The sequence below is a fragment of the Nostoc sp. DSM 114159 genome, from assembly GCF_053470285.1.
In genome coordinates, this window is the sequence record NZ_JBPFEH010000001.1 from 7,465,911 (window position 1) to 7,490,910 (window position 25,000).

Annotated in this window: 21 protein-coding genes; 15 read left to right on the forward strand and 6 right to left on the reverse strand. The window is 42.8% G+C overall.

Annotated features, from left to right (window positions below; all coding sequences use genetic code 11):
• Positions 1–3: 3 nt before the first annotated feature.
• From ACR5KR_RS31510 to trpD, 8 genes are all read left to right on the forward strand, one after another.
• Positions 4–648, forward strand: coding sequence for a DsbA family oxidoreductase (locus ACR5KR_RS31510; RefSeq protein ID WP_448269247.1), 645 nt, complete (start codon positions 4–6; stop codon positions 646–648).
• Entirely contained in the window at positions 645–1,841 is a 1,197-nt protein-coding gene (locus ACR5KR_RS31515; RefSeq protein ID WP_448269248.1) for a 3-dehydroquinate synthase, read from the forward strand. The genes ACR5KR_RS31510 and ACR5KR_RS31515 overlap by 4 nt, the downstream gene beginning before the upstream one ends.
• Before the next feature lie 343 nt (positions 1,842–2,184).
• Positions 2,185–4,389: an anthranilate synthase gene (locus ACR5KR_RS31520; protein WP_448269249.1), complete on the forward strand. Its 2,205-nt coding sequence runs from the start codon at positions 2,185–2,187 to the stop codon at positions 4,387–4,389.
• Between the two features lie 207 nt (positions 4,390–4,596).
• On the forward strand, positions 4,597–5,427 hold the full coding sequence (gene trpC / locus ACR5KR_RS31525; protein ID WP_448269250.1) for an indole-3-glycerol phosphate synthase TrpC: 831 nt from the start codon (positions 4,597–4,599) through the stop codon (positions 5,425–5,427).
• 391 nt (positions 5,428–5,818) lie between these two features.
• Positions 5,819–6,652, forward strand: a complete 834-nt coding sequence (gene trpA, locus ACR5KR_RS31530) for a tryptophan synthase subunit alpha (RefSeq protein WP_448269251.1) — start codon at positions 5,819–5,821, stop codon at positions 6,650–6,652.
• 222 nt (positions 6,653–6,874) lie between these two features.
• The gene (locus tag ACR5KR_RS31535; protein ID WP_445629118.1) at positions 6,875–8,104 is read left to right on the forward strand and encodes a tyrosinase family protein; all 1,230 of its coding nucleotides are present in this window, start codon (positions 6,875–6,877) and stop codon (positions 8,102–8,104) included.
• Between the two features lie 154 nt (positions 8,105–8,258).
• Complete coding sequence (gene trpB / locus ACR5KR_RS31540; protein WP_445629119.1) at positions 8,259–9,488, forward strand: tryptophan synthase subunit beta; 1,230 nt, start codon at positions 8,259–8,261, stop codon at positions 9,486–9,488.
• Positions 9,489–9,714: 226 nt separating this feature from the next.
• Positions 9,715–10,878, forward strand: coding sequence for an anthranilate phosphoribosyltransferase (gene trpD / locus ACR5KR_RS31545; RefSeq protein WP_448270399.1), 1,164 nt, complete (start codon positions 9,715–9,717; stop codon positions 10,876–10,878).
• Between the two features lie 51 nt (positions 10,879–10,929).
• Here trpD and ACR5KR_RS31550 read toward each other — a convergent pair whose 3' ends face one another.
• Complete coding sequence (locus ACR5KR_RS31550; protein ID WP_448269252.1) at positions 10,930–11,220, reverse strand: hypothetical protein; 291 nt, start codon at positions 11,218–11,220, stop codon at positions 10,930–10,932.
• A 58-nt stretch (positions 11,221–11,278) separates the two neighbouring features.
• Between ACR5KR_RS31550 and aroF the strand changes: the two genes are divergently transcribed.
• Positions 11,279–12,349 carry a 3-deoxy-7-phosphoheptulonate synthase gene (aroF, locus tag ACR5KR_RS31555; RefSeq protein ID WP_445629122.1) on the forward strand — a complete coding sequence of 357 codons (1,071 nt, stop codon included), beginning with the start codon at positions 11,279–11,281 and terminating at the stop codon, positions 12,347–12,349.
• Positions 12,350–12,794: 445 nt separating this feature from the next.
• A complete protein-coding gene (locus tag ACR5KR_RS31560) occupies positions 12,795–14,135 on the forward strand; it encodes an alkaline phosphatase PhoX (protein WP_448269253.1) in 1,341 nt (446 codons plus the stop codon).
• 148 nt (positions 14,136–14,283) lie between these two features.
• Here the strand turns inward: ACR5KR_RS31560 and ACR5KR_RS31565 are convergent, their stop codons facing one another.
• Both ACR5KR_RS31565 and ACR5KR_RS31570 read right to left on the reverse strand, forming a co-directional pair.
• A complete protein-coding gene (locus ACR5KR_RS31565) occupies positions 14,284–15,075 on the reverse strand; it encodes an IS5 family transposase (RefSeq protein WP_448269254.1) in 792 nt (263 codons plus the stop codon).
• Between the two features lie 266 nt (positions 15,076–15,341).
• Positions 15,342–16,154, reverse strand: a complete 813-nt coding sequence (locus ACR5KR_RS31570; RefSeq protein WP_448269255.1) for an SDR family NAD(P)-dependent oxidoreductase — start codon at positions 16,152–16,154, stop codon at positions 15,342–15,344.
• A 389-nt stretch (positions 16,155–16,543) separates the two neighbouring features.
• Between ACR5KR_RS31570 and ACR5KR_RS31575 the strand changes: the two genes are divergently transcribed.
• Positions 16,544–17,521 (forward strand): threo-3-hydroxy-L-aspartate ammonia-lyase, encoded by a 978-nt coding sequence (locus ACR5KR_RS31575; RefSeq protein WP_445629125.1) that lies wholly within the window; start codon positions 16,544–16,546, stop codon positions 17,519–17,521.
• A 156-nt stretch (positions 17,522–17,677) separates the two neighbouring features.
• On the opposite strand, the gene ACR5KR_RS31580 is transcribed toward ACR5KR_RS31575, so the two are convergent.
• The 3 genes from ACR5KR_RS31580 to ACR5KR_RS31590 form a co-directional block, all read right to left on the reverse strand.
• Positions 17,678–17,896 (reverse strand): toxin-antitoxin system HicB family antitoxin, encoded by a 219-nt coding sequence (locus tag ACR5KR_RS31580; RefSeq protein WP_100897403.1) that lies wholly within the window; start codon positions 17,894–17,896, stop codon positions 17,678–17,680.
• Positions 17,897–17,902: 6 nt separating this feature from the next.
• Positions 17,903–18,325 carry a putative toxin-antitoxin system toxin component, PIN family gene (locus tag ACR5KR_RS31585; protein ID WP_448269256.1) on the reverse strand — a complete coding sequence of 141 codons (423 nt, stop codon included), beginning with the start codon at positions 18,323–18,325 and terminating at the stop codon, positions 17,903–17,905.
• A 157-nt stretch (positions 18,326–18,482) separates the two neighbouring features.
• Entirely contained in the window at positions 18,483–18,653 is a 171-nt protein-coding gene (locus tag ACR5KR_RS31590; RefSeq protein ID WP_445629127.1) for a hypothetical protein, read from the reverse strand.
• A 483-nt stretch (positions 18,654–19,136) separates the two neighbouring features.
• On the opposite strand from ACR5KR_RS31590, the gene ACR5KR_RS31595 reads away from it, so the two are divergent.
• The 4 genes from ACR5KR_RS31595 to ACR5KR_RS31610 all read left to right on the forward strand — a co-directional run bounded on the left by ACR5KR_RS31595 (position 19,137) and on the right by ACR5KR_RS31610 (position 24,949).
• Positions 19,137–20,444, forward strand: a complete 1,308-nt coding sequence (locus ACR5KR_RS31595) for an amino acid permease (RefSeq protein ID WP_448269257.1) — start codon at positions 19,137–19,139, stop codon at positions 20,442–20,444.
• Positions 20,445–20,581: 137 nt separating this feature from the next.
• A complete protein-coding gene (locus tag ACR5KR_RS31600; protein WP_448269258.1) occupies positions 20,582–21,127 on the forward strand; it encodes an RNA 2'-phosphotransferase in 546 nt (181 codons plus the stop codon).
• A 722-nt stretch (positions 21,128–21,849) separates the two neighbouring features.
• A complete protein-coding gene (locus ACR5KR_RS31605; RefSeq protein ID WP_448269259.1) occupies positions 21,850–23,064 on the forward strand; it encodes a lipid-A-disaccharide synthase-related protein in 1,215 nt (404 codons plus the stop codon).
• 148 nt (positions 23,065–23,212) lie between these two features.
• Entirely contained in the window at positions 23,213–24,949 is a 1,737-nt protein-coding gene (locus ACR5KR_RS31610) for an ABC transporter ATP-binding protein (protein WP_448269260.1), read from the forward strand.
• The last annotated feature ends 51 nt before the right edge of the window (positions 24,950–25,000 follow it).

Consider the following 25,000-nt stretch of genomic DNA (forward strand, 5'->3'; position numbering starts at 1 on the left):
AATATGCTGATAGACATATTTCACGATACTGTTTGTCCTTGGTGCAGAATTGGGAAAAAACATCTGTTTGATGCACTGGCACAACAGCAAGAACAAGAAGTATATATCCGCTGGCATCCTTTTCTTTTGGACAATACTGTTCCTGCGGAGGGATACGAATTTCGCAGCTTTATGCAAAATAGAAAAGGGATGAAAGCGGCAGAAATACAACAGATATTTGATAGTACACAACGCGCAGGTGAAGCGGCTGGAGTTAAGTTAGATTTTGATAAAATCCGTTTGGCTGTCAATACTAAGCTTTCTCATCAACTGATTGCACTTGCACCCACAAACGTAAAAAACGATGTCGTCGAAGCTATTTATCAAGCTTATTTTGAAGACGGTTTGAACATTGGAGATATTGACGTTATTGTTGCCATCGGTACAGCGTATCAGATGAATGCTAGCAAATTAAAGTTGCAATTAAACGATCGCGCGGTGAGTGATGCAGTCATTGCTGAATCAACATTTGCTCGGTTAAATGGCATCAACAGCGTGCCGTTCTTCGTAATTAATGACAAAGTTAAGGTAAATGGTTCTCACTCGGTAGAGGTATTTCTGGAAACTTTGAATCGTGCTGCACTTTTAGATATACCTGCAAAAATATGATAGTTGACATCAAGCAAAAAAGTAGATTAATTCATCAACGTGTTTCGGTTACTTTTAACTACGAAGTTTACTTCACCCAAAATTTATTTGAGTTAAAAAATCCTACCTTAGCCCAAGTGATTGGTGCGGATGAGGAGACAAAGCCGAAGAAAATAGTTGCAGCGATCGACGCAGGAATATTAAAGTCTCAACCTGAATTGGTGAAGCAATTAGTCGCGTATACCAAGTTTTATGCAGAGGTACTAGCGATCGCAGCCGAACCGATGATAATTTCGGGGGGAGAAGCTGCTAAAAACGATCGCACTTTACTAGAGCAAATCCAGCAACAGATTGAAGCCGCCGGATTATGTCGCCACTCTTACATATTAGCGATCGGCGGCGGGGCGGTATTGGATTTAGTAGGATATGCAGCCGCAACTGCTCACCGGGGAATTCGTCTAATTAGGGTTCCAACAACGGTGTTAGCGCAAAATGATTCTGGGGTTGGCGTCAAAAACGGCATCAATGCCTTTGGTAAAAAGAACTTTCTCGGCACATTTGCGCCACCTTATGCAGTTATAAATGACTCTGCCTTTTTGACAACCCTAGACGATCGCGATTGGCGTTCTGGAATTGCAGAAGCAGTCAAAGTGGCGCTGATTAAGGATGCTAGCTTTTTTGATTTTATCCACTCTCACACCGCAGCTTTGAGGCGGCGAGATATGGATACTATGCAACAAGTTATTTATCGTTGCGCTCAGTTGCATTTAGAACATATCGCCAATGGCGGCGATCCTTTTGAGATGGGTTCGTCTCGTCCCCTGGATTTTGGACATTGGGCGGCTCACAAACTGGAGCATTTGACAAATTATCGCTTGCGTCATGGCGAAGCAGTTGCGATCGGTATTGCTTTGGATAGCACTTATTCTTATTTAGCAGGATTGCTGGATTGTTCGGAGTGGCAAAGGATATTAAATACTTTATCGGCGTTGGGCTTCACGTTGTATGTGCCCGAATTGGCTGATAAATTATCACAATTGGAAGATCCTAATTGTTTGTTTCGGGGTTTGACTGAATTCCGCGAACATTTGGGGGGAGAGTTGACTTTGACGCTGTTAAAAGGGATTGGAAAAAGGATTGAGGTTCATGAGGTGAATTTGTTGTTGTATAGGCAAGCAATATCTCTGTTGCGGGAAGTGAGGGGGGAATTTTAAACGCAGAGGGACGCTAAGGGAAGCGCAGAGGAACGCAGAGGTTTTATGAGACGATTTACTACTTTTGGGGGAGGCAGATTTTTTTAATAGGGTTGTTGGTAAATGTACTAGAAAAGCAGTATAAAAAGCGAATAAATTGACACCCAATCGAAAAATTATTCAATGTCTTATCTGCTTGATATCTAGTATTCTTAAATCAGAAGCAAAAAGTTTTTGATTACATTTTTTAAAAAGAATATGTTGGCTTAGATGGATAAAAGATTATCTAAGTCTGTTCTAGGTTTGAAAATAACTACTAATAATGATTAATGGTTGACTAACAAATGTTCTAGAGAAATTACTCATGGTTTTTAATTCACGTTCCTACAATACTCTTGGCGGTGTCAGTGTTTCTCGCTCCATCACTGAAGTTAAGATGGACACTGCCCTCGATGATATTCTGTTCCATTTAAATTCTCAGCGTGGAGGGTTACTAAGGAGTAGCTATGAATATCCAGGCAGATACAAAAGATGGGCAATCGGATTTGTCAATCCACCATTAGAGTTGACTACACAGGATAATGCTTTCACTTTGATAGCGTTGAATGAACGCGGTCAAGTACTTTTGCCATTCCTTTTAGAGCGTTTATCCCAGTCAGAACAACTTGAGAACGTCACCCAAGAAGATAACTGTATTGTAGGCTTTATTAAACCTTCCGAAAAATTATTTACTGAAGAAGAACGCAGTAAACAGCCTTCATCATTTACCGTTGTTAGGGAAATTCTATATACTTTCTCTAGTCAAGAAGATGAGCATTTAGGCTTGTATGGTGCGTTTGGTTATGACTTAGTTTTTCAGTTTGAACCAATTACCCAACATCTGGAACGTCCTACAGATCAGCGCGATTTGGTGCTTTATTTGCCAGATGAATTGATTGTTGTTGACTATTATCAGCAACGGGCATTTCGTCTACAATATGATTTTAAAACAGCGCACGGCAGCACAAAGAATCTTCCGAGAACTGGTGAGTCTGTAGATTATCGCGGCAAACATCTTTTACCAAATCAAACTGCTGACCATCAAGTAGGCGAATATGCGAAAAAAGTTGAGGTTGCACTCAATTATTTCCGCAGAGGCGATTTATTTGAAGTTGTTCCTAGTCAAAACTTTTTTGAGGGCTATGAAGACGAACCCAGCAAACTATTTAATACCTTAAAGGAAATAAATCCTAGTCCTTATGGGTTTATTTTTAATTTAGGTGGCGAATATCTGATTGGTGCATCTCCAGAAATGTTTGTGCGGGTTGAAGGTAGGCGCGTAGAAACTTGTCCAATTAGTGGCACTATTAGCCGAGGACAAGATGCTCTTGACGATGCAGTGCAAATTCGTCAGTTACTCAACTCCCACAAAGATGAAGCTGAGTTGACCATGTGTACTGATGTCGATCGCAATGACAAATCCCGAATCTGCGAACCTGGTTCAGTACGAGTCATTGGTCGTCGCCAGATTGAATTATACAGCCACCTGATACATACAGTAGATCATGTTGAAGGTACACTGCGATCGCAATTCGATGCTTTAGATGCCTTTCTTTCGCATACATGGGCAGTTACAGTCACCGGCGCACCCAAAAGGGCAGCAATCGATTTTATTGAACGGCACGAAAAGAGCGCCCGACGTTGGTATGGTGGAGCAGTCGGCTATTTAAATTTCAACGGGAATTTAAATACTGGCTTAATTCTGCGGACAATACGATTAAAAGATTGCATCGCGGAAGTGCGAGTTGGGGCTACTGTCCTTTATGATTCCATACCACAGTCAGAAGAACAAGAAACAATTACCAAAGCTGCTGCTTTATTTGAGACGATTCGCCGTGTAAAGCAAACGAGTCAGAAAATTGATGAGTCCGGTTCTCTAAAATTAAGTAAACAGATTTCAGGTGTAAAAGCTAGCAAACGCATCTTATTAATAGACTACGAAGACTCATTTGTTCATACTCTAGCCAATTACATTCGCCAAACTGGTGCAAGCGTCACCACATTGCGTCATGGTTTCTCAGAATCGCTATTCGATACACAACGCCCTGACTTAGTTGTATTATCTCCTGGCCCTGGTAGACCAAGTGATTTTGGAGTTTCCGAAACTGTCGGCGCCCTTCTGCATCGCCAAATTCCGATTTTCGGAGTTTGTCTAGGATTGCAAGGCATCGTTGAAGCTTTTGATGGCGAGTTGGGAGTTCTCAACTATCCTCAACATGGGAAATCTTCACGGATTTTCGTCACCGATGCCAATTCTGTCACCTTCAATAACTTACCGGAATCCTTTGCAGTGGGTAGATATCACTCATTGTTTGCCCTACCGCAACATTTGCCAAAAGAACTCAAAGTAACAGCAATTTCTGATGACGACGTAATTATGGGCATTGAACATCAGACACTTCCCATCGCCGCCGTTCAGTTTCATCCAGAATCAATCATGACTTTAGGTGGAGAAGTTGGCCTGAAAATAATTAAAAATGTGGTGCGTGCATATACGCAAGTCAAAGAGTCATTAGTCATTGGTCATTAGCCTCGTTCCCATGCTCTGCGTGGGAATGCCATCCTTGAGGCTCCGCCTCCCTCATACCGAGATTAAGAGTGTTTTTAATCGTATCAGGCAGGCAGAGCCTGCACAGAATTCATTCCCAGATGGAATCTGGGAACGAGAAACAAACGAGAATAACAACAATGCGAGAATAATTACTTATTTCCCTATCTCCACTCGCCCTAGCATTTTATGACTAACCAAGTTGCCCCTTCCCGCCATATTCTTGAAGAAATTGTGTCGCATAAAAGGCAAGAAGTTGCACAAATGCAGCAAGAATTGCCTTTAGCCACCTTGCGACAACAGTTAAATACAGCCCCGACTGTGCGAAATTTCTTGACTGCTTTACAAGATAATCCCAACCAACCTAGCTTAATTGCTGAAGTAAAAAAGGCATCACCTAGCCGTGGGGTTATCCGCGCAGATTTTGAGCCAGTTGCTATTGCTCAAGCTTATGAACGAGGTGGTGCAGCTTGTTTATCAGTCCTAACTGACGAAAAGTTCTTTCAGGGCGGTTTTGATAATCTGCGAAAAGTGCGTCAACAAGTTGCATTACCTTTACTGTGTAAGGAGTTCATCATTGACCGCTATCAAATTTATTTAGCACGGACAGCAGGCGCAGATGCAGTATTGTTGATTGCAGCTATTCTATCAGATCGAGAACTCCAAGACTTTTTGCGAGTAATTCACGATTTGGGCATGATTGCACTGGTAGAAGTCCATACCTTAGCTGAACTAGATCGAGTGCTAAAGCTTGATAACCTAAGTTTAGTAGGAATCAACAATCGCAATTTAGCAGACTTTACCCTTGATTTAGGAACCACACAGCAACTTTTAGCAGAGCGCCAACAACAATTACAAAGCTTAGATATCACCGTCGTCAGCGAATCTGGACTGTATACACCTGCTGATTTATCTCTTGTTGCTGAGGCTGGCGCGCGTGCAGTTTTGATTGGCGAGTCTTTAGTTAAACAAAGCAATGTAGAACAAGCTGTGCGTGAGATTTTGAGTGCTGAGTGCTGAGGTAAACCTAAAAAATGAAGCTTTAATACTCGACGACGGAGTTCAAAGACTCGTTAACGGAGATAAAAGCCTCGTTCACGAGTATAAAAGACTCGTTAACGGAGATAAAAGCCTCATTCACGAGTATAAAAGACTCGTTAACGGAGATAAAAGGCTCATTCACGAGTATAAAAGACTCGTTAACGGAGATAAAAGCCTCGTTCACGAGTATAAAAGACTCGTTAACGGAGATAAAAGCCTCATTCACGAGTATAAAAGACTCGTTAACGGAGATAAAAGCCTCATTCACGAGTATAAAAGACTCGTTAACAAAAAATTTAGCATGGCCATCGCTAATTGCTAAGTGTAAATTATTCTAAAACTATTAAACAATCATTAACTATTTTTCAGCATGACCTCTATCTCCGATTCTTTTCAAACTTTACGCGATCGCCAACAGTGTGCTTTAATCCCCTTTATCACAGCAGGCGATCCTGACTTAGAAACCACTGCCGAAGCCTTACGCATCTTAGATCGCAACGGTGCTGACTTTATCGAGTTGGGCATTCCCTACTCCGATCCTCTCGCAGATGGGCCTATGATTCAAGCAGCAGCAACCCGCGCTTTACAAAAAGGCACTAAATTAGAGCAAGTGCTAGAGATGTTACACGTAGTCATTCCTAGTCTAAAAGCGCCGATAATTTTATTTGCTTACTACAATCCCATTTTGTACCGGGGTATTAAGACGTTTTTGGCGCAAATTGCCGTTGCTGGGGTGCAGGGATTGGTAGTACCAGACTTACCCTTAGAAGAAGCAGAAGAATTAATCAAAACTGCTGCATCTTTCGGAATTGAGGTAATTTTACTCGTCGCTCCTACCAGTTCTCAAGATAGAATTGAAGCGATCGCTCGTCAATCTCAGGGTTTTATCTATCTCGTTAGTGTTACAGGAGTTACAGGTATCCGCGCTCAAATCCAAAACCGCGTAGAGCATTTAATTACCGAGTTGCAAAGCGTCACCAATAAACCTATCGGCGTTGGTTTTGGCATCTCCGCACCAGAACAAGCACATCAAGTCATGGAATGGGGTGCAGATGCAGTGATTGTTGGCAGCGCCTTTGTCAAACGGTTAGCTGAAGGTAGCCCAACAGAAGGATTGCAAGCCGTGGAAGAATTTTGTCGAGAACTTAAAGCAGCCATCACAGAAAGTCAGCACAAAAGTCCATCTCTTCAAGAGGTGCGATAAATCCACTTGCAGACTTAGGGAGTAGGGAATTATACAGCTTTGCAGTTGAGTTCAATAGAAACCTAACCCCCAACCCCTTCCCTACAAGGTAAGGGGAGTTAAGATTCAAAGCCTCTCTCCTCTTAGGAGAGAGGTTTGGAGAGAGGTCAAAACTAAACTGTACCCAAACAAGATATCAATTATTTCTCTTTTTGCCCTTGCCCCTCTGCTTCCATTAAGATAATGAAATCCCTGCTGAAATCCTTCAAAATATTAATTTATAGCATACTTATAGTTAGCACCTGTGCTATTACAGTCTTCGCCCACGATCGCCTTGAGAAGGGACAATACAAATACCATTGGCATTATAATTTTCCAGGACAATCCGCTCACCTAGCTGTCAGAAAGAACGTAACTCACTTAACACAAAGAGAGAAAACAGCTTTCATTAAGGCTATCAAAACCTTAAAAACTGTCATACCCCCAGGTAGCAAGGTCAGTATTTACGACCAATTTGTTGCCATACATTTAGGGGCAACACGCTTGATTCATAACCATACAGGACATACCGATGGTTCCGTCCAAGAACTTGCTCATGAAAATGCCGCATTTTTCCCTTGGCATCGAGAATATATCCGCAGATTTGAACAAGCACTGCAAGCAGTAGACCCAACTGTTACTCTGCCATACTGGGATTGGACAGACGCCAAAGCACTTGATGTAATTTTTAATGATGACTTTCTTGGCTCTAACGGTCAAGGAGTAACCATCAAAATTCCCAACCAGGGAAACTTTACAGGCGGCGCTGTGCCAGGGGCTTTCTCGGCTGCAAATGGCTGGGTGATGAATCCAGCATTAAATATTGACCCAGATACCGGAAAATCTTTAGGTACATCACTTGTCCGCTTTCTAAGACTACCTCCTGCCAGTGATTATCCAGTGCCCAAAAAAGATGTTGAGCGTGCCCTCCGTCTGAATAACTATTCTCTATTTCGCGCTGCTTTGGAAGGATTTATTTCTGTAGATGAGCAGGGTAAAGTCACCCCTGGAGGATTCATCCACAATTACATTCATGGCTTAGTCGGTGGGGTACAAATAGATGCGAGTACGACACCCATAAAATTTAAGGGTTTGGGGACTATGGGCAATATCCCAAGTTCGCCCTATGACCCAGTGTTTTGGTTGCATCATGCCAACGTAGACCGCCTCTGGGCTGAATGGCAAGAAAACGGTCATCAAGGTAGCGATTTTTATCCTCCCGATGGTCATAGTCAGCCTTACGGTCACAATCTTAAAGACCTAATGTGGCCTTGGGATGGTGGGATGTCTACCCCCAAAGCGACGGCGTTAGGAAATTTACTATCCCTATTACCAAATTTTAAATCTGACGATTTGGTGCGCCCTATAGACGTTTTGAATCACCAAAAACTGGGCTATACCTACGAAACCTGGGAATGGAAAACCCAAAGATGATTCCAAGTTATATCAATTTCAAAAAAGAATGCAACAAATAGATGGTTTGTAGAGACGCGATTCATCGCGTCTTCACCCAAAGATGTGTTGCAATCATAAATTGAATTGGTATTAGAACAGTAAAAAATACTTGAACATGAAAGGATTTTAACCAATGGTAAACATACTAAACATCAATACTGCAACTGCACAACCAGATTCTTTAGGCAGGTTTGGAAAATTCGGCGGTAAATATGTCCCGGAAACCTTAATGCCTGCATTAAGTGAATTGGAAGCGGCGTATCAACAATATCGCAGTGAGCCGAGTTTCCAAGCAGAACTGCAAAACTTAATGCGTGATTATGTCGGACGACCCAGCCCATTATATTTTGCCGAACGCTTGACAGCAAATTACGCTAGACCAGATGGCACGGGAGTGCAAATTTATTTAAAGCGCGAAGATTTAAATCATACAGGCGCTCACAAAATTAATAATGCTTTGGCTCAGGTGTTACTCGCTAAACGCATGGGTAAGCAACGGATTATTGCCGAGACAGGTGCAGGTCAACATGGCGTAGCAACTGCAACTGTGTGTGCGCGATTTGGTTTGAAATGTGTGATTTACATGGGCGTCCAGGATATGGAACGCCAAGCCCTCAACGTGTTCCGCATGAAATTAATGGGTGCAGAAGTTCGTCCAGTGGAGGCAGGTACAGGAACTCTCAAGGATGCAACTTCCGAAGCAATTCGAGATTGGGTGACGAATGTGGAAACAACCCATTACATCCTCGGTTCGGTTGCTGGGCCTCATCCCTACCCGATGATTGTCCGTGACTTCCACGCGGTAATTGGTGTAGAAACTCGCGCTCAATGCCAAGAAAAATGGGGAGGACTACCAGATATTCTACTGGCTTGCGTGGGTGGAGGTTCCAACGCGATCGGCTTATTCAATGAATTTGTCCATGAACCTTCAGTGCGCCTAATCGGAGTCGAGGCGGCGGGTGAAGGTGTAAACACAGAAAAACACGCTGCCACCTTGACAAAAGGAAAAATAGGTGTATTGCACGGTGCAATGAGCTATTTACTGCAAGATGATGATGGTCAAGTCATCGAAGCTCATTCAATTAGCGCCGGATTGGATTATCCCGGTGTTGGGCCTGAGCATAGTTATTTAAAGGATTATGGTCGGGCTGAATATTACAGTGTTACCGATAAACAAGCTTTAGATGCATTTCAGAGGCTTTCGCAATTAGAAGGAATTATTCCAGCCTTAGAAACTGCTCATGCGATCGCATATCTCGAGACCCTTTGTCCCCAGTTAACAGGCAATCTCCGCATCGTCATCAATTGTTCCGGCAGAGGTGACAAAGATGTGCAAACCGTCGCCAAAGTCCTAATTCCTTAATTTTCTCTTCTTTTTGTCATTTGTCATTTGTCATTTGTCATTTGTCATTTGTCATTTGTCCTTCGTAAATGACTAATGACCAATACAACTCTTGGAGGGGCTGTTCGCGTTCTCTCAGTACAAATGACCGATACCAATGCCCCATGCCCAATGCCCCATGCCCCATGCCCCATGCCCCATGCCCAATGCCCAATGCCCAATGCCCAATGCCCCATGCCCAATCAATATGATAGCTTTAACTCAAACTCCACCTGAAAACATCTCCATCCCTGCCGATCGCTACAACTGGCCGGCTTTATTACAACAGTTGTTAAATCGGCGATCGTTAACAGTTTCCCAAGCTGCGGATTTGATGCAAGGTTGGCTCACCGATGCCATTCCTGATGTTCTATCAGGAGCGATTTTAGCCGCAATTCAAGCTAAAGGCGTATCTGCCGAAGAATTAGTCGGCATGGCCACCGTCTTACAATCCCAAAGGCTAGGGACTGGGGACTGGGGATTAGGGACTGGGCAAGAGTTTTCCCAATCCCCATTACCCAGTACCCAATCCCCAATACCCAGTACCCAATCCCCAGTCCCCTTAATAGACACCTGTGGAACTGGTGGAGATGGTGCTTCAACCTTTAATATTTCCACTGCTGTTGCTTTTGTCGCCGCCGCTGCTGGGGTAAAGGTTGCCAAACATGGCAATCGTTCGGCATCCAGCAAAACTGGTTCCGCTGATGTGCTGGAAGCTTTGGGTATAAATCTTAACGCCACTCCGGAAAAAGTACAAGCGGCAGTTGGCGAAGTTGGAATCACCTTTTTGTTTGCTCCTGGCTGGCATCCTGCACTCAAAGCGATCGCAACTTTGCGAAAAACTTTGAAGGTGCGGACTGTTTTTAATTTACTCGGCCCGCTAGTAAATCCGATGCGACCGACGGGGCAAATTATTGGTGTAAACGACCCGCTTTTACTGGAAGAGATTGCTCAAGCCTTATCCCAACTGGGATGTCAGCAAGCGATCGCCCTCTACGGACGGGAACGTTTAGATGAAGCTGGTTTGGCAGATGTCACTGATTTGGCTGTACTCCAAGATCAAAAAGTCCGCTCTCTAACGCTCAATCCTCAAGAACTGGGTTTGAGTTTTGCACCGACTGCGGCGTTGTGCGGTGGAGATGTCCAAGAAAATGCCCAAATTTTGAAGGCAGTTTTGCAAGGTAAAGGCACTCAAGCGCAACAAGATGTAGTCGCTTTAAATACAGCCTTAGCTCTGCAAGTTGGTGAAGCTATTGATGGGGAAACTGATGTTTTAGCAGGTTGTGTTAAAGGTATTGCCCTTGCCAAGGAAATTCTCCAAAGCGGCGCAGCTTGGACAAAACTAGAACAACTTGCTGAATTTTTGCGCTAGACGAATCTCTCCTACAAATAGCTACGGTGTACACGCAAGTTTTCTAATGCCCTATACCTTGACCTGCAATGCCAATGCATCGACTCGTAATGCCAATGCATCGACTCGCAATGCCAATGCATCGACTCGCAATGCCAATGCATCGACTCGCAATGCCAATGCATCGACTCGCAATGCCAATGCATCGACCTGCAATGCCAATGCATCGACTCGCAATGTTAATGCATCGACCTGCAATGCCAATGCATCGACTCGCAATGTTAATACATCGACCTGCAATGCCAATGCATCGACTCGCAATATTAATACATCGACTTGCAATGCCAATGCATCGACTCGCAATGTTAATGCATCGACCTGTAAAAATTAGCCCACCCAAACTATACACAAGGAAAAACAGATGATTATCATACTTAAGAGCGGTACGCCTGTTGAGGAAATTACTCGCATTAGCCAAGAACTGAGCGACACTTGGGGAGTGACGGTAGAAAAAAGTGTTGGCACTCATAAAATTGTGCTGGGACTAATTGGCGATACAACTAGCATCGATAAATTACAGGTTCAGGAATTTAGCCCTTGGATTGAGCAAGTATTACGGGTGCAACAACCTTTCAAGCGGGTAAGTCGAGAATTCCGACATGGAGAAGCTAGTGAGGTTGTTGTTCCTACACCTAACGGTCGTGTCTATTTCGGCGAACATCATCCGATTGTAGTGATAGCCGGGCCTTGTTCTGTTGAAAATGAAGCAATGATTGTCGAAACAGCAAAGCGGGTGAAGGCAGCTGGGGCACAGTTTTTGCGTGGCGGAGCTTACAAACCCCGTACTTCACCTTATGCGTTTCAAGGTTATGGTGAAAGCGCTTTAGATTTGTTAGCAGCAGCGCGGGAAGCTACTGGCTTGGGTATCGTCACAGAACTGATGGATGCTGCCGATTTATCAGCAGTGGCGAGAACAGCTGACATCATCCAAATTGGGGCGCGAAATATGCACAACTTCTCGCTGCTGAAAAAGGTAGGTGCTCAAGATAAACCAGTGCTGCTGAAGCGGGGAATGTCTGCCACAATTGATGAGTGGCTGATGGCGGCAGAATATATTTTGGCATCTGGAAATCCCAATGTAATTCTTTGTGAGCGGGGAATTAGAACCTTTGATGGTAAATATGCCCGCAATACTTTAGATTTATCAGTGCTGCCGGTGTTGCGATCGCTTACCCACTTACCAATTACGATCGATCCCAGTCATGGTACTGGTAGGTCTGAATATGTGCCATCGATGGCAATGGCTGCGATCGCCGCTGGTACAGATGCCTTAATGATTGAAGTTCACCCCAATCCTGCAAAAGCTTTATCTGATGGCCCCCAATCTCTCACCCCTGAGAAATTTGACCGCTTGGTTCAAGAAATGTCAGTCTTGGGCAAACTAGTCGATCGCTGGCCTACACCTGTATTAGATCGCATTGGTGGGCGTTAAATTCAGAATTCAGGAGCAAAGCTGAAGATGCTTTGCCAAGGCGTCAGAATCAAGATGCTCTGGTGCGATCGCTGCGCAAACTCGCAATCAGTGAGATATCTCCCGCATTTCTCACAATAGACTTCTTGGCATTTGTAGGGAATTGGGTTTGGGGGAAAGGGAAAAGGAATAAAAAAACCTTTCCCCTTTGACCTTTCCCCTTTTCCCCACAATGCCAAGAAGTCTCTTGTTGTTCATTCGTTTTTTCGTACAAAATTCATTCTCAATTCTGACTCCTGAATTCTGTTTAGATAAAACTTATATCCATAAATTTGGCTGATTTTGGAAAGTTTTTATATAAATTTATTTTTTATTAACTAACCTAAATTAAATAAAGCATTACCCAAACTTAATCACAATCAAATATTTTTTCTTCAGCATTATCTGAAGTAACCAAATCATCCCCATGACACTTTCAAGACGTAAATTTTTTGCAGTAGCAGGTACTACTGCCGTCGGCACTTTGATGGTGTCTCCTTTGGAAGGTCTTCTTGCCAGAAAAGCCTTTGGTAAAAAACTTGGTAAAGGATATGGCCCACTTTTACCAGATTCTAATGGCTTGTTAGATTTACCAAGCGGATTTAAGTATCAAGTTATCTCTCGCACAGGAACCTTGATGAGCGATGGCAATCTAGAGCCTAGCAATCATGATGGTATGGCAGCCTTCCCTGGGCCCAAAAACACAACAATTCTGGTTCGCAATCACGAACTTAGCATCAATTCTGATACGCGAGTACAAGTACCAAATCCCTACGATCCCATTTGCAGAGGTGGCACTACGACTCTGGTTGTTGGAAGCGATCGCCAGTTGATTAAACAGTTCAGCTCTCTCGGCGGAACCATTCGTAACTGTGCTGGTGGTTTAACTCCTTGGGGTTCATGGATTAGCTGTGAAGAAGATACAACTATACCAAGTGCAACTAATGGAGTCACAAAGTTACACGGTTACAATTTTGAGGTTCCAGCCAGCGCCACCTCTTCTGTAGCTCCAGTGCCTCTAGTTGCAATGGGACGGTTTAATCATGAGGCTGTAGCTGTAGATCCCAAAACTGGATATGTCTATCAAACTGAAGATAGAGGAGATAGCCTCTTCTACCGTTTTATCCCAAAAGTTCCTGGTCGGTTAAAACAAGGAGGTATTCTTCAAGGTCTGAGGATTATAGGTAGACCAGGAGTCAACACCAAGACCGGTTTCGTAGTAGGACAGAAGTTAGCTGTAGATTGGGTGAATATTCCTGACCCCAACCCAACAACTACAGATAATGTCAGAGTGCAAGGTCGCAACTTAGGTGCAGCCCAGTTTAGCCGTGGGGAAGGCATCTATTATAAGAGCAACAAGGATAAGAAAGGCAAAAATGGCAAAAGAGAATTTTACTTCACTGCTACAGATGGTGGCCCTGTAGGCGGTGGCCAAGTCTGGCGCTATATTCCGGGTGAAGAGACAATTGAATTGTTTGTCGAGTCTCAATCTAAAGATGAACTCGATATGCCCGATAACATAGTCGTAGCGCCTTGTGGCGATCTTATCCTTTGTGAGGACGGAGACGGTGACAATTTCTTAATTGGTATTACTCCCAGTGGTGAAATCTGCAAATTTGCACGTAATGCCCTCCAAACAGGTGAGTTTGCTGGAGCTTGCTTTTCACCTGATGGTCGTACTTTGTTTGTTAACATTCAAAGCCCTGGTATTACTTTAGCTATCTGGGGACCTTGGAATAGTAATAGAGGTAATAGTTCGCTTTCGTAACGCAAGCGGGGTAAAGGGTAAGGGGTAAGGGGGAAAGGTTTTAAATCCCTTACCCTTTCCCCAGCTCTCACCTAACAATTTTGAGTTGGCAGACTACTAATATGAATGGCACTAAGAGGATGTTTTAAAAGTCAAAACCAGTCAAAAATTATGCCAGTCGTCTGACCATAATACGAATCATGGCAATATAGATAAATATCTCGGAAGTTTCAGGTAATCTTTCATAATCTTTGCTTAAACGCCGACACCAATTAAGCCACCCGAAAGTTCGCTCAACAACCCAGCGCTTTGGTAAATGAACAAAACCCTTTTTTTCCAAGGGTCTAAGAACAATTTCTACAATCCAGCGAAACATATCCATCACCCACCGCATAAATTCTTCTCCTCGGTATCCTCCATCCATCCAAATAGTGTTCAACCGTTTTACTTGATTGCCTGTATTGTGAACTCGGCTGAGGACTTTTTTCGCGCCTTCACGTTCTGGAAAACTAGCCGATGTTACCAAAACCCGTAAAACTAGACCCAGTAAATCTACACTCAAATGGCGTTTACGCCCATGAATTTTTTTACCTGCGTCGTAACCAACATCAATAGAGATCATCGTTGCTGTTTCTACTGACTGGCTATCAACTGCTGCTTCTGATGGGCTAGGTTCACGCCCCGCGTCTACTCTCACCCACTGGTAGAGTTGATCGTGAACTTTCAACCATGTACCATCTTTACCCCATCCCCAAAAATAACCATAAACCGTTGACCAGGCGGGAAAATCACCTGGTAGACCTCGCCACGTACACCCCTCACACAATACATAGAGAATCGCATTCACCACCGCAAATAAGGCTAATTTTCGGGGACGACCACCTGGCTTTGCTCCTGGGAATAGGTCTGCAATTAATTCCCACTGTTCCCATGTCAAATTGCTACGGTATGCTTTAGTCATTCGCTCACAAGGTGCTGTTTTCTACAAATCTCAGCATAAGCCTTGTGAGCTTTCTTACAACAGCCCCTCTCTTTTAAAACATCCTCTAAGGGACTTTCAAATAAAAAGTCTCTAACTGTACTTTTGCGGGGTGGTTAATTTATTAGTTGGAAGTTCTGAAAGCGAAATTTAGCTGATTTTTGCAAATGGTTAAACCCGAACAAGAAATTATTTCCTATAAAAAATCCATTGTTCGGGTCTTATTGAAAAGAGGATAAAATTTATAACTACCTCTTTTTTTGAAGTTCGTGCATACTTCTAACAACCTTTGTGACTAAATTTCTGGGCGTAAATCTGACGCTTTCAGTTAATATCTTATTTCTCATTCCAGGAACAACAACAGTTTTGTTTTTCATTAAGCCCCGATAACCAATTCTAGCGACAGTTTCCGTATCCATCATTCTATTAACACTAGCAATCTTTGAATCTTCCATTGCAGCATTTTGTTGGAAATTTGATGCTGTCGGCCCGGGACAAAGAACAGTCACGCTGACACCCGTACCTTCTAATTCATTAGCGATCGCTTCTGAAAATGATAATACATAGGCTTTAGTAGCAAAATAAACTGCCATTAGAGGTCCTGGTTGAAAAGCAGCCGCTGAGGCCACATTTAATATTTTTCCATAATTTTGCTCCACCATATCTTTGAGGAACAATTTAGTTAAATGAGTCAGGCTGACCATATTTACCTGTAGCATTTTCAGTTCAATGCTGAGGTCTGTTTCGTTAAATGCTCCATAAGTACCAAAGCCAGCATTGTTAACTAGCACATCAATCTTGATAGATGCTTGCTGTAGTTCTGTGAAAATTTCTTCTGGAGATGTGGGAATAGATAAATCCTTTACAAAAATTTTGACAAAAATACCAAATTTTTCGGTAAATTCATCTATAATTTTAGTAAGTTTTTGTTCATTTTTATCTACTAACACAAGATTATAACTATGACGAGCAAAAATCTGAGTTAATTGATAGCCTATCCCACTAGCCGCTCCTGTAATCAAAGCAGTTCTTTTTTGCCGACTTTCAGATGTTTTATTCATGCTAGAAAAATGGCGAATGTGAATGAATTAATTTAAGTTTTATAAATTTAGCTACAGCAATATATAATATTTGCTGTAGCTATTTCTATGCAGGCAATAAATGATGCTATCCACCTGAAAAAAGTATGCTTCAATCAAGGATATTAAACGCAAATATAAAAAACTGTATCTATATAAACAAGAGCAAGAAGATTTAATAGGATATTTGAAAAGTATTTTTGGTAACATCTAAGTCTCAGAAACCTAACCTCCCTAGCCCCCCTTCCCTACAAGGGAATGGGGGTTTCAAAGCCTCTCTCCGCTTGCCTAACGGCAGGCTGACGCCAACGGGGAGAGGAATGGAAGTGGGGTTTATAGGACTTTTCAAACAACCTCTAATAACCTCATCAATGCCACAACCTAATTCCGTTACTATAACTGACGTGCAAGCAGCACAAAAGCGAATTTTAGGGATTGCCCACCGCACACCTGTAATAACATCTAGAATCGTTAACGATCGCACCAAGAGTCAAGTATTCTTTAAGTGCGAAAACTTTCAACGCACAGGGGCATTTAAATTTAGAGGTGCGTACAATGCCTTAGCCCAACTATCGGTAGCACAAAAACAAACAGGCGTTATCACCTATTCATCGGGAAATCATGCCCAAGCGATCGCTTTAGCTGGGCAATTACTCAATATTCCCACCACTATTGTCATGCCTGATGATGCACCTGTTGTCAAACAAACTGCTACTCGTGGTTATGGTGCAGAGATAATTTTGTACAATCGCCAAGAAACAAACCGAGAAGAATTAGCTCAAAATTTAGCAAGCGATCGCTCTTTGACACTCATTCCCCCTTACGATCATCCCCATGTCGTTGCTGGACAGGGGACAACTGCTTTAGAACTGATCCAAGAAGTTGGTGAATTGGACTTACTATTAGTTTGTTGTGGCGGTGGTGGATTGCTTTCAGGATGTGCGATCGCAGCCAAAACACTTTTACCCAATTGTAAAGTCATCGGGGTAGAACCAGCCCTTGCCGATGATGCTACCCGCTCTTTTCACACCAAAACCTTACAAACAGTCAAAAATCCTGATACCATCGCCGATGGTGCGCGGACTCCTAGCCTTGGTCAAATTACTTTCCCCTTGGTGCTGCATTACGTCGATGATATGGTGACGGTATCGGAAGAAGCGATTCTTCGCACCATGTTTTTCTTATGGGAACGTCTGAAAATTGTCGTTGAACCCACCGGAGTACTCGCCGCCGCCGCTTTACTCGAAGGTGTAGTGAAAGCACCAGAGACGAGAGTTGGTGTCATCATTAGCGGTGGAAATGTAGATTTGGCGCAAGTTGGTAAATTGTTTTTTGTGGGATTGGATTGAAAAGTTAAATTCCCAAGTGACAAACTGCGATGTTTAAGGCGGTCACTGAGCCACTGGTGAGCAAAGTTGAAGTGCAGGCTGCGCCTACGCACCTTTGATGATGCGGTTGATGTTGGCTCGCCTTCGGTTAGTGTTTGCATAATCGCCCTACAAGCTCTATTCTGTCAGAGCGTCAAGTTTAGCCAGTATTCTTAAGCCTTCTTCTGGGTTGCCAGTCGCAGCCATTGCTTTAAATCTTGTATGGGCATCAAATTCTGCTAGAGCTATGGTAGAAAGTTCTTCAATCAATTTATTGACACTAATGCCTTTGGCTTGAGCAAGTTCTTTCAATCTATTATGCTTATCGTCTGGTAAACGAATAGTTAAAGTTGCCATTTTTGTTTAACTCCTAATAAGTTCTTCAGGTTTTAATATTGATAAGTTAGGAAATAACAATTCAGCATTTTGAAAATCTTTGGTATTGTGAGTAGCAATCATTTGAGCATTTCCAGCAACCGCTAATTCAATTAAGTGATTGTCAGCTTCGTCTTTTAAATTAGGTCGCCATAAATAATAGATATAAACCCATTGACTTACGCTGATGAATGATGCAAGTAAAGCAAAAATTTCTTCAGTAGTTAAAGGGCATTTGGCGATAATTTCTGAGCGATGAATGACTGACTCATACTCCAAAAACAAAGCATTTCCCATCAAAGGCTGATATTCTCCTTTTAAACAGCGTCGGATTAGTTCTCTACTAGAACCTTTAGAGCTAATCAGCGCACTAATAAAAACGCTGGTATCAACTACAATTTTAATCGCCATGTAAATATGATAGCATATACGCTATCATAAACGTTCTAATCAAAAGACTTAAAAGCGATCGGTAGAGATAAATATCCTCAATATAGGGCGATATTTGAGGACAAGCAGCTTTGCTTCTACGCACTTCTGGCGACTAACTACGTCAAATAAGCGATGTCTACGACGGGTGGTTCCTGAGCGCAGCCGTACCACTTCGTGGAAGCAAGCTAGCAAGAGCGTCTCCGATAGGAGAAGGGCTACGCCTACGCACTCTGAGCAACTGTGTCCAATGAGCGATCGCATTGCTGATGATAGGTTTGATGTGGGCGATCGCTCTTGTTTTTGACAATAACCTTAAGTTGAAATTAACTTGCTAAAGTAGCCTGGTGTAAGTAGGTGAAAGTCGCAAACTGGAACTAAGTGATGGAATAGACCCTAATTTGAAATCACAAACTCAATGGGTAAAATCTTTTATACAGAGGTTCATAAAATTTTTTCAAGGCAACAAAGAACTGTTATTAGCTTCAATAGCTATTCCTTTATTTGGCTCTTGGATAACATATCAGCAATTTGAAATAGAACAAAGAAACAATCGACATACTTTCGTTTATTTAAAATACATCTGTATACAGGGAAAATGTTTTTTCCTGCGTGGTCTATTTCATTAACAAAGTGCTACAAATGACATTTATAATCCAAAAATTGTGTTGATAATGAAGTGGCGATCGCTTATTTAGCAAAAAAATCTGCCTAAAAAACCAATAAAATTAGGGCTTTTACGAATAATATTTACATATGTTAACATTGTTTCGTTTAAGTACGGATATTCAGTATGGTTCCCATAAAGACCGTTCTCAAAAATTCAGAGACCGTCACTCGGTTGTTTTCTCATCTCGAATTTGATGGAAACCAACTCAATCATCAACCAGGTAGTGTATTGGGGAGTACTGCATTGATTGCAGGAACCACCGTTGGGGCTGGGATTCTGGCTCTACCAGCCGTTACCTTACCATCTGGGATTGTACCATCCACATCTGGACTCATTGCAGTTTGGCTCTACGCTCTAGTTTCGGGGTTATTGGTTGCAGAAGTTACCTTAAACACGATGCGAACAGAAGGGCTTTCAAGTATAGGTTTTTTGGGAATTGTTGAGAAGATTCTTGGTAAGGTGGGAGCGCGAATTGCTGGCGGCGCGTATTTATTTATGCACTATGCTCTCTTGGTGGCATACATCACCCAAGGAGGAGAAATTTTAGGAGCGGCGGCAGCAAAAATCTGGGGTATGCAGATATTGCCGACATGGATAGGCACAATGGCTTTCACGCTCTTATTTGGTGGCATTATGTATCTTGGGCGAGAAAAGTTTATTGAGAAATTAAACAGCGCCTTTGTCGCAATTGTCATTGTTTCCTTCTTAGGACTATTATTTCTGGGAGGAAGGCATATTCAGAGTACCCAGCTATTATTTCAGAACTGGAGTGCCCTTGGTAGTGCCATTTCAGTAATGTCTGTGGCGTTGTTTTTCCAAAACGTTGTGCCGCTAGTTGTAACGCAACTCGAAGGAGATGCCTGCAAAATTCGTCAGTCCATCTTTATTGGTTCTGTAATTCCTCTAATTATGTTCTTGGCGTGGAATGCCGTAATTTTAGGAAGCGTCAGTCCTGATATGCTACATAACACATCTGATGGTAGAACTGTTTTTGACCCACTGCAAATTCTTCGAGCAGGTGGCGCTGGGCAATGGTTAGGAGTGCTAGTATCCATTTTTTCAGAGTTTGCGATCGTCACTTCATTTATTGGATTTGTGTACGGGTTGCTGGATTTGTTCAAAGATATTTTCCTACCTGCACAGTGGCAACTTTCTAGCCGCTTACCCCTCTATTCCCTGGTTCTTTTCCCGCCGATGACTCTCGGAACGCTTAACCCCAGCATCTTTTTTACTGCCCTAGATTACACTGGAACATTTAGTATTTCAGTTCTCGGTGGAATTATTCCGGCGTTAATGAGTTGGAAGCAACGTGAAAACTCAGATAGCACAAATCAACTACTCGTTCCTGGCGGCAAGGTAACACTCATTGCGATCGTTGGAGTAGCATTAGCTATGATCGGAAGACAAATTCTGTCAATTTACACCAAATAAAACCATCGACAAAAATTATGTACTACAGGCAACGATAATTGTAGTATAAATATATTAACCACAATCAAACTGCAACATGAGAATGAAATGACTAATGACCAATGACTAATGACCAATACCAATGACTACTTAATTAAATGAGTGATTCTCGCCTCGTTAAAATCAGCAAATATCTCAGCAAATATCTGCGACATACACCGGATGCCATTGGGATTAAACTTGCTCCTGGTGGTTGGGTTGCTGTTGATGACTTACTTACTGCTTGTGCTAAAAATAAGTTTCCGATTACCCGCCAGGAATTACACATGGTAGTTGAATTCAACGAGAAGCAACGCTTTTCTTTTGATTCTACAGGTAATCTGATTCGTGCCAACCAAGGACATAGTGTAAAAGTCGATTTACAATTAGAAGCTGTTATTCCCCCAGATGAGCTTTATCACGGCACAGGACACAAATCTGTAGAGTCAATTCTGCAAACAGGACTTTGCAAAATGTCGCGGCATCATGTCCATTTATCAAAGGATATAGAAACAGCACAAACCGTTGGTGCAAGGCATGGAAAACCAGTGGTTTTTGCTGTAAATACTGCGGCAATGCATCAGGCAGGTTACATCTTCTATTGTTCTGCTAATGGTGTTTGGTTAGTCGATAGTGTACCACCTGAATATCTACAAAAAATTTGAATTTTAATAAATAGAATTCTTAAATCGGGAATATTTACTTTATAAATGTCTATCATCTGAGTTAAAAAATTGATCTTCAAATCCACATTTCAGGAAGATAAGCGGTGATAAAAACCGCTAATAATCCGCCAATAATTGACTTTACACCCATAGGATTTAAGTCATAGTGACAATTAAATCTTCTTGCCGTAATGCCGCCAATGGTAATGTCAATTTAACCTATATTTGCAAAATTATATAATGCGTACGTCGTAATAATTACTAACTACATATTGGGATTGCCAACGCACCGCACTCCGATTAACTGAAAAGGCGTAGGATAGATAAAATTAAAATTTCCAATGCAATACAACTTTTTTATAACTTTGTCGTCATTGAAGATGATAAGGAGACAAGGGGATAGACCTTGAATAAATCTTTCCCCTCTGCTTTATTCTCTAGCGATCGATACTTAAAATAGCTCATTCAATTTATGAACTCAGATCGATGTACCCATAGCGCTTGCACTCCTAATACTGTATTCTCTGAGAGATTGGCGTCTGCGGAAAAAGGGATTAGCAGTAGTTCCATTCCGGTTTACACCTGAAAAAGTAACTTTGTAGATTTGTCTATAAAATTACAAACTCTCAACAGTAAAAATACTATCAATTTCTTTGCCTACTTACCCAATGTAGGTTAAAAATCTCACCGAATAAGCATTTTAGACCTATCCAAACTCCAAGATGTCTTCTAAGCAAATCTTGTTTATCAGTAACGGCCACGGAGAGGACAACCACACCTCTCATGTTATTCAGACCCTGCGCCAATTAAATCCTTCTATTAAGATGGCGGCAATGCCGATTGTGGGGGAAGGAAAAGCTTACCGCAGCTTGGACATTCCTATTATTGGGCCCACACAAATAATGCCCTCTGGCGGATTCTTTTACATGAAGCGCCTGTATTTGCTCAAAGATTTTCAATCGGGATTGATTGGGTTAACGTGGCAACAATTACAAGTGGTGTTGCAGTATGCTCCCAACTGCGATTTAATTATGTCTACTGGAGATTTTATCTCCCAGACATTTGCTTACTTAACAAAGCGTCCCTTCGTTTCGTTTATCTCTTGTCTTTCTGCCCTCTATGAAGGGCGATTGCGTATCAATCCACTGCTGTGGCACGACCTTAATTCTTCTCGATGTCTGACAGTTTTCACCAGAGATTCCTATACGGCTTTCGATCTCCAACGGCAAGGTATAGCTAAGGCTCAGTTTGGTGGGATTCCGGCTTTAGATCGCCTTGTTCCCACTGGCAAAGACTTGTACCTGAAACCAGACGTTCCGGCGATCGCACTTTTACCAGGATCGCGGATGCCGGAAGCCGCGCGAAATTTCTGTTTGCAGTTGCAACTGGCGATCGAAATTGCCAAGGTGATGCCTTCAGGATTGCAGTTTCGCGCCGCCTTAGTACCAAATTTGATGGAACAATTAGGCGAGATTGCTCAAAGTCAAGGTTGGCAACTGAATCAAGGCATCCTCACCTATTCTCCTCCAGGAAGTTCTGCTGAGGAATCACCCCTTGTAGAAGTGAGATGTTACTCAGATGCCTTCAGTGATATCGTATATTACTCTACTCTGGTTATAGGGATGGCAGGGTTGGCAGTGGATTTAGCAGTAGCGATCGGCAAACCGATTATCCAGATTCCCGGAGAAGGCCCTCAATTTACCTATCAATTTGCAGAAGCGCAAACGCGGCTGTTGGGCATTTCTGCCCAAACCATCGGCACGAAGCCAGCAACCCCTGAGATTCTCAAGCAAGCAGCGAAACGAGTAGTTGAAACTTTACAAGATTCAGACTACCTCGCTAAGTGCAAAGAAAATGGCCCTGAGCGATTTGGCCCACCCGGCGCATCTGAGAGAATTGCCCGCTTTCTACTAAACTCTCTAGGAGAAACTGAGTAGAAATTGCGTCAGAATTCAGGAGTCCACACGGTTCGGTAACATGATGTGATAGGCTAACGCCGTAATGCACCTCAATTCTGACTCCTGTACAGACGCGATTAATCGCGTCTGTACTCCTAACTCCTAACTCCTGAATTCTTACTTACCTATGAAAGTCCGCTCTAGTTACTGGCAACTGTTGCCTTATCTCTGGCCCCAATGGCCGCTGTTAATTCGGGGATTGGCTTGTATTCTAGGATTTGTGTTATTCACCCTAGCAGTGCCCTATTTAGCAGGTCAGGTCGCTTTTTATCTTGGCCAGGGAAATGTTAACCAGATTGCTTACTGGCTCGGACTAGCCACTTTGGTATTTTTGATTCGAGGGCTTTGTCAATACGGGCAGAATGTCTTTATGATTGCTGCTGCCCTGAACATGGTTTTAAACTTGCGTAAGCGGGTTTATGCTCACCTGCACAAACTTGGATTAGATTACTTTGAAACCACACAAACGGGAGACTTAACTTATCGCCTAACTGAAGATATCGATCGCGTCGGCGAAATTGTGGACAAGTTATCCCATCAGTTTCTTTCCAACTTGTTGCAGTTAATTGCGATTCCCATTTATATGCTCTACCTGAATTGGCCGCTCACTCTTGCGGGTTTGATTTTGGCTCCTTTAATGGCTTGGTTGATCGGGCAATTCGGTCAGCGATTACTCGTGCTATCTCGCCAGAGCCAAAATCAGGTTTCCAATTTGTCGGCGATGCTAACTGAGGTATTTAGCGGGATTCGCGTCGTTCAAGCTTTTGCAGCCCAAGAATATGAAGTGAAGCGATTCAATAAAGAAGCAGAAATCAATCGCCAAGCTAAGTATCGCGCTCTACAACTCAAATCGATTCAGTTTCCCGTTGTCGGTTTTTTGGAAGCAGTTAGTATTATGCTGCTGTTTTTATTGGGAGGATGGCAGATTTCTCAGAATCAGCTAACTGCTCAAGGGTTTATCAGTTTCTTAGCTGCTGTGGCTTTACTAATTCAGCCAATCGACTTGTTGATTAGCAATTACAACGAGTACAAACAGACTGAAGCTTCTGTTGAACGGATCTTTGAACTGATGGCGAAGGAACCTAGTATCAGCGAAAAACCGAATGCTCAGGAAATGCCACGAGTTATGGGCAAAGTTGAGTATCGTCATGTCGATTTCGCCTACAATCCCGACCAGCCAGTTCTTAAGGATCTTTGCCTGAATGCTTCTCCTGGTGATGTCATTGCCTTAGTTGGTTCTTCTGGAGCAGGCAAATCGACCTTAATTAACCTTTTACTTCGCTTTTATGACCCTCAAGCAGGTCAAATTCTGGTTGATAATATTGATATCCGTGATGTCACACTCACCAGTTTGCGCCATCAAATTGGCATTGTTCCCCAAGATATTACCCTTTTTTCAGGGACGATCGCAGAAAATATCGGTTACGGTCAAGAAGAATTAGATTTAGCAGCGATTCAGTCAGCAGCCAAGATTGCCAACGCTCACTCCTTTATCACCCAGTTTTCTCAGGGTTATCATACCTGGTTAGGAGAGCGTGGAGTTAACCTATCAGGAGGACAACGGCAAAGATTAGCGATCGCCAGAGCAGTTGCCAACGATCCTCGAATTCTCATCCTGGATGAGGCCACCTCTGCCCTAGATTCTGAATCAGAAGCGCTAGTTCAAGAAGCACTAGAGCGAGTCATGCAAAATCGTACCGTGTTTATTATCGCCCATCGCTTGAGCAGCGTTCGTCGGGCTGACTGCATTCTCGTAATCGAACAAGGACAGGTGGTTGAAGCTGGTACTCACACCTCTCTCCTGTCTCAGGAAGGACGGTATGCCCGTTTTTACGCCCAACAGTTATACTCTACAGATGATTAGTAGTCTGTCAGTAAATAATTGACGAATAAATTCCTTGTAGAGACGGCGATT

Coding starts and splice junctions, on each gene's coding strand:
- ACR5KR_RS31515 (WP_448269248.1), top strand. CDS start 645: ATGATAGTTGACATCAAGCAAAAAAGTAGATTAATTCATCAACGTGTT.
- aroF (WP_445629122.1), top strand. CDS start 11,279: ATGATTATCATACTTAAGAGCGGTACGCCTGTTGAGGAAATTACTCGC.
- trpB (WP_445629119.1), top strand. CDS start 8,259: ATGGTAAACATACTAAACATCAATACTGCAACTGCACAACCAGATTCT.
- ACR5KR_RS31520 (WP_448269249.1), top strand. CDS start 2,185: ATGGTTTTTAATTCACGTTCCTACAATACTCTTGGCGGTGTCAGTGTT.
- ACR5KR_RS31565 (WP_448269254.1), bottom strand. CDS start 15,075: ATGACTAAAGCATACCGTAGCAATTTGACATGGGAACAGTGGGAATTA.
- ACR5KR_RS31510 (WP_448269247.1), top strand. CDS start 4: ATGCTGATAGACATATTTCACGATACTGTTTGTCCTTGGTGCAGAATT.
- ACR5KR_RS31610 (WP_448269260.1), top strand. CDS start 23,213: ATGAAAGTCCGCTCTAGTTACTGGCAACTGTTGCCTTATCTCTGGCCC.
- ACR5KR_RS31580 (WP_100897403.1), bottom strand. CDS start 17,896: ATGGCAACTTTAACTATTCGTTTACCAGACGATAAGCATAATAGATTG.
- ACR5KR_RS31595 (WP_448269257.1), top strand. CDS start 19,137: ATGGTTCCCATAAAGACCGTTCTCAAAAATTCAGAGACCGTCACTCGG.
- ACR5KR_RS31560 (WP_448269253.1), top strand. CDS start 12,795: ATGACACTTTCAAGACGTAAATTTTTTGCAGTAGCAGGTACTACTGCC.
- ACR5KR_RS31575 (WP_445629125.1), top strand. CDS start 16,544: ATGCCACAACCTAATTCCGTTACTATAACTGACGTGCAAGCAGCACAA.
- ACR5KR_RS31600 (WP_448269258.1), top strand. CDS start 20,582: ATGAGTGATTCTCGCCTCGTTAAAATCAGCAAATATCTCAGCAAATAT.
- ACR5KR_RS31585 (WP_448269256.1), bottom strand. CDS start 18,325: ATGGCGATTAAAATTGTAGTTGATACCAGCGTTTTTATTAGTGCGCTG.
- ACR5KR_RS31605 (WP_448269259.1), top strand. CDS start 21,850: ATGTCTTCTAAGCAAATCTTGTTTATCAGTAACGGCCACGGAGAGGAC.
- trpD (WP_448270399.1), top strand. CDS start 9,715: ATGATAGCTTTAACTCAAACTCCACCTGAAAACATCTCCATCCCTGCC.
- ACR5KR_RS31535 (WP_445629118.1), top strand. CDS start 6,875: ATGAAATCCCTGCTGAAATCCTTCAAAATATTAATTTATAGCATACTT.
- trpC (WP_448269250.1), top strand. CDS start 4,597: ATGACTAACCAAGTTGCCCCTTCCCGCCATATTCTTGAAGAAATTGTG.
- ACR5KR_RS31570 (WP_448269255.1), bottom strand. CDS start 16,154: ATGAATAAAACATCTGAAAGTCGGCAAAAAAGAACTGCTTTGATTACA.
- trpA (WP_448269251.1), top strand. CDS start 5,819: ATGACCTCTATCTCCGATTCTTTTCAAACTTTACGCGATCGCCAACAG.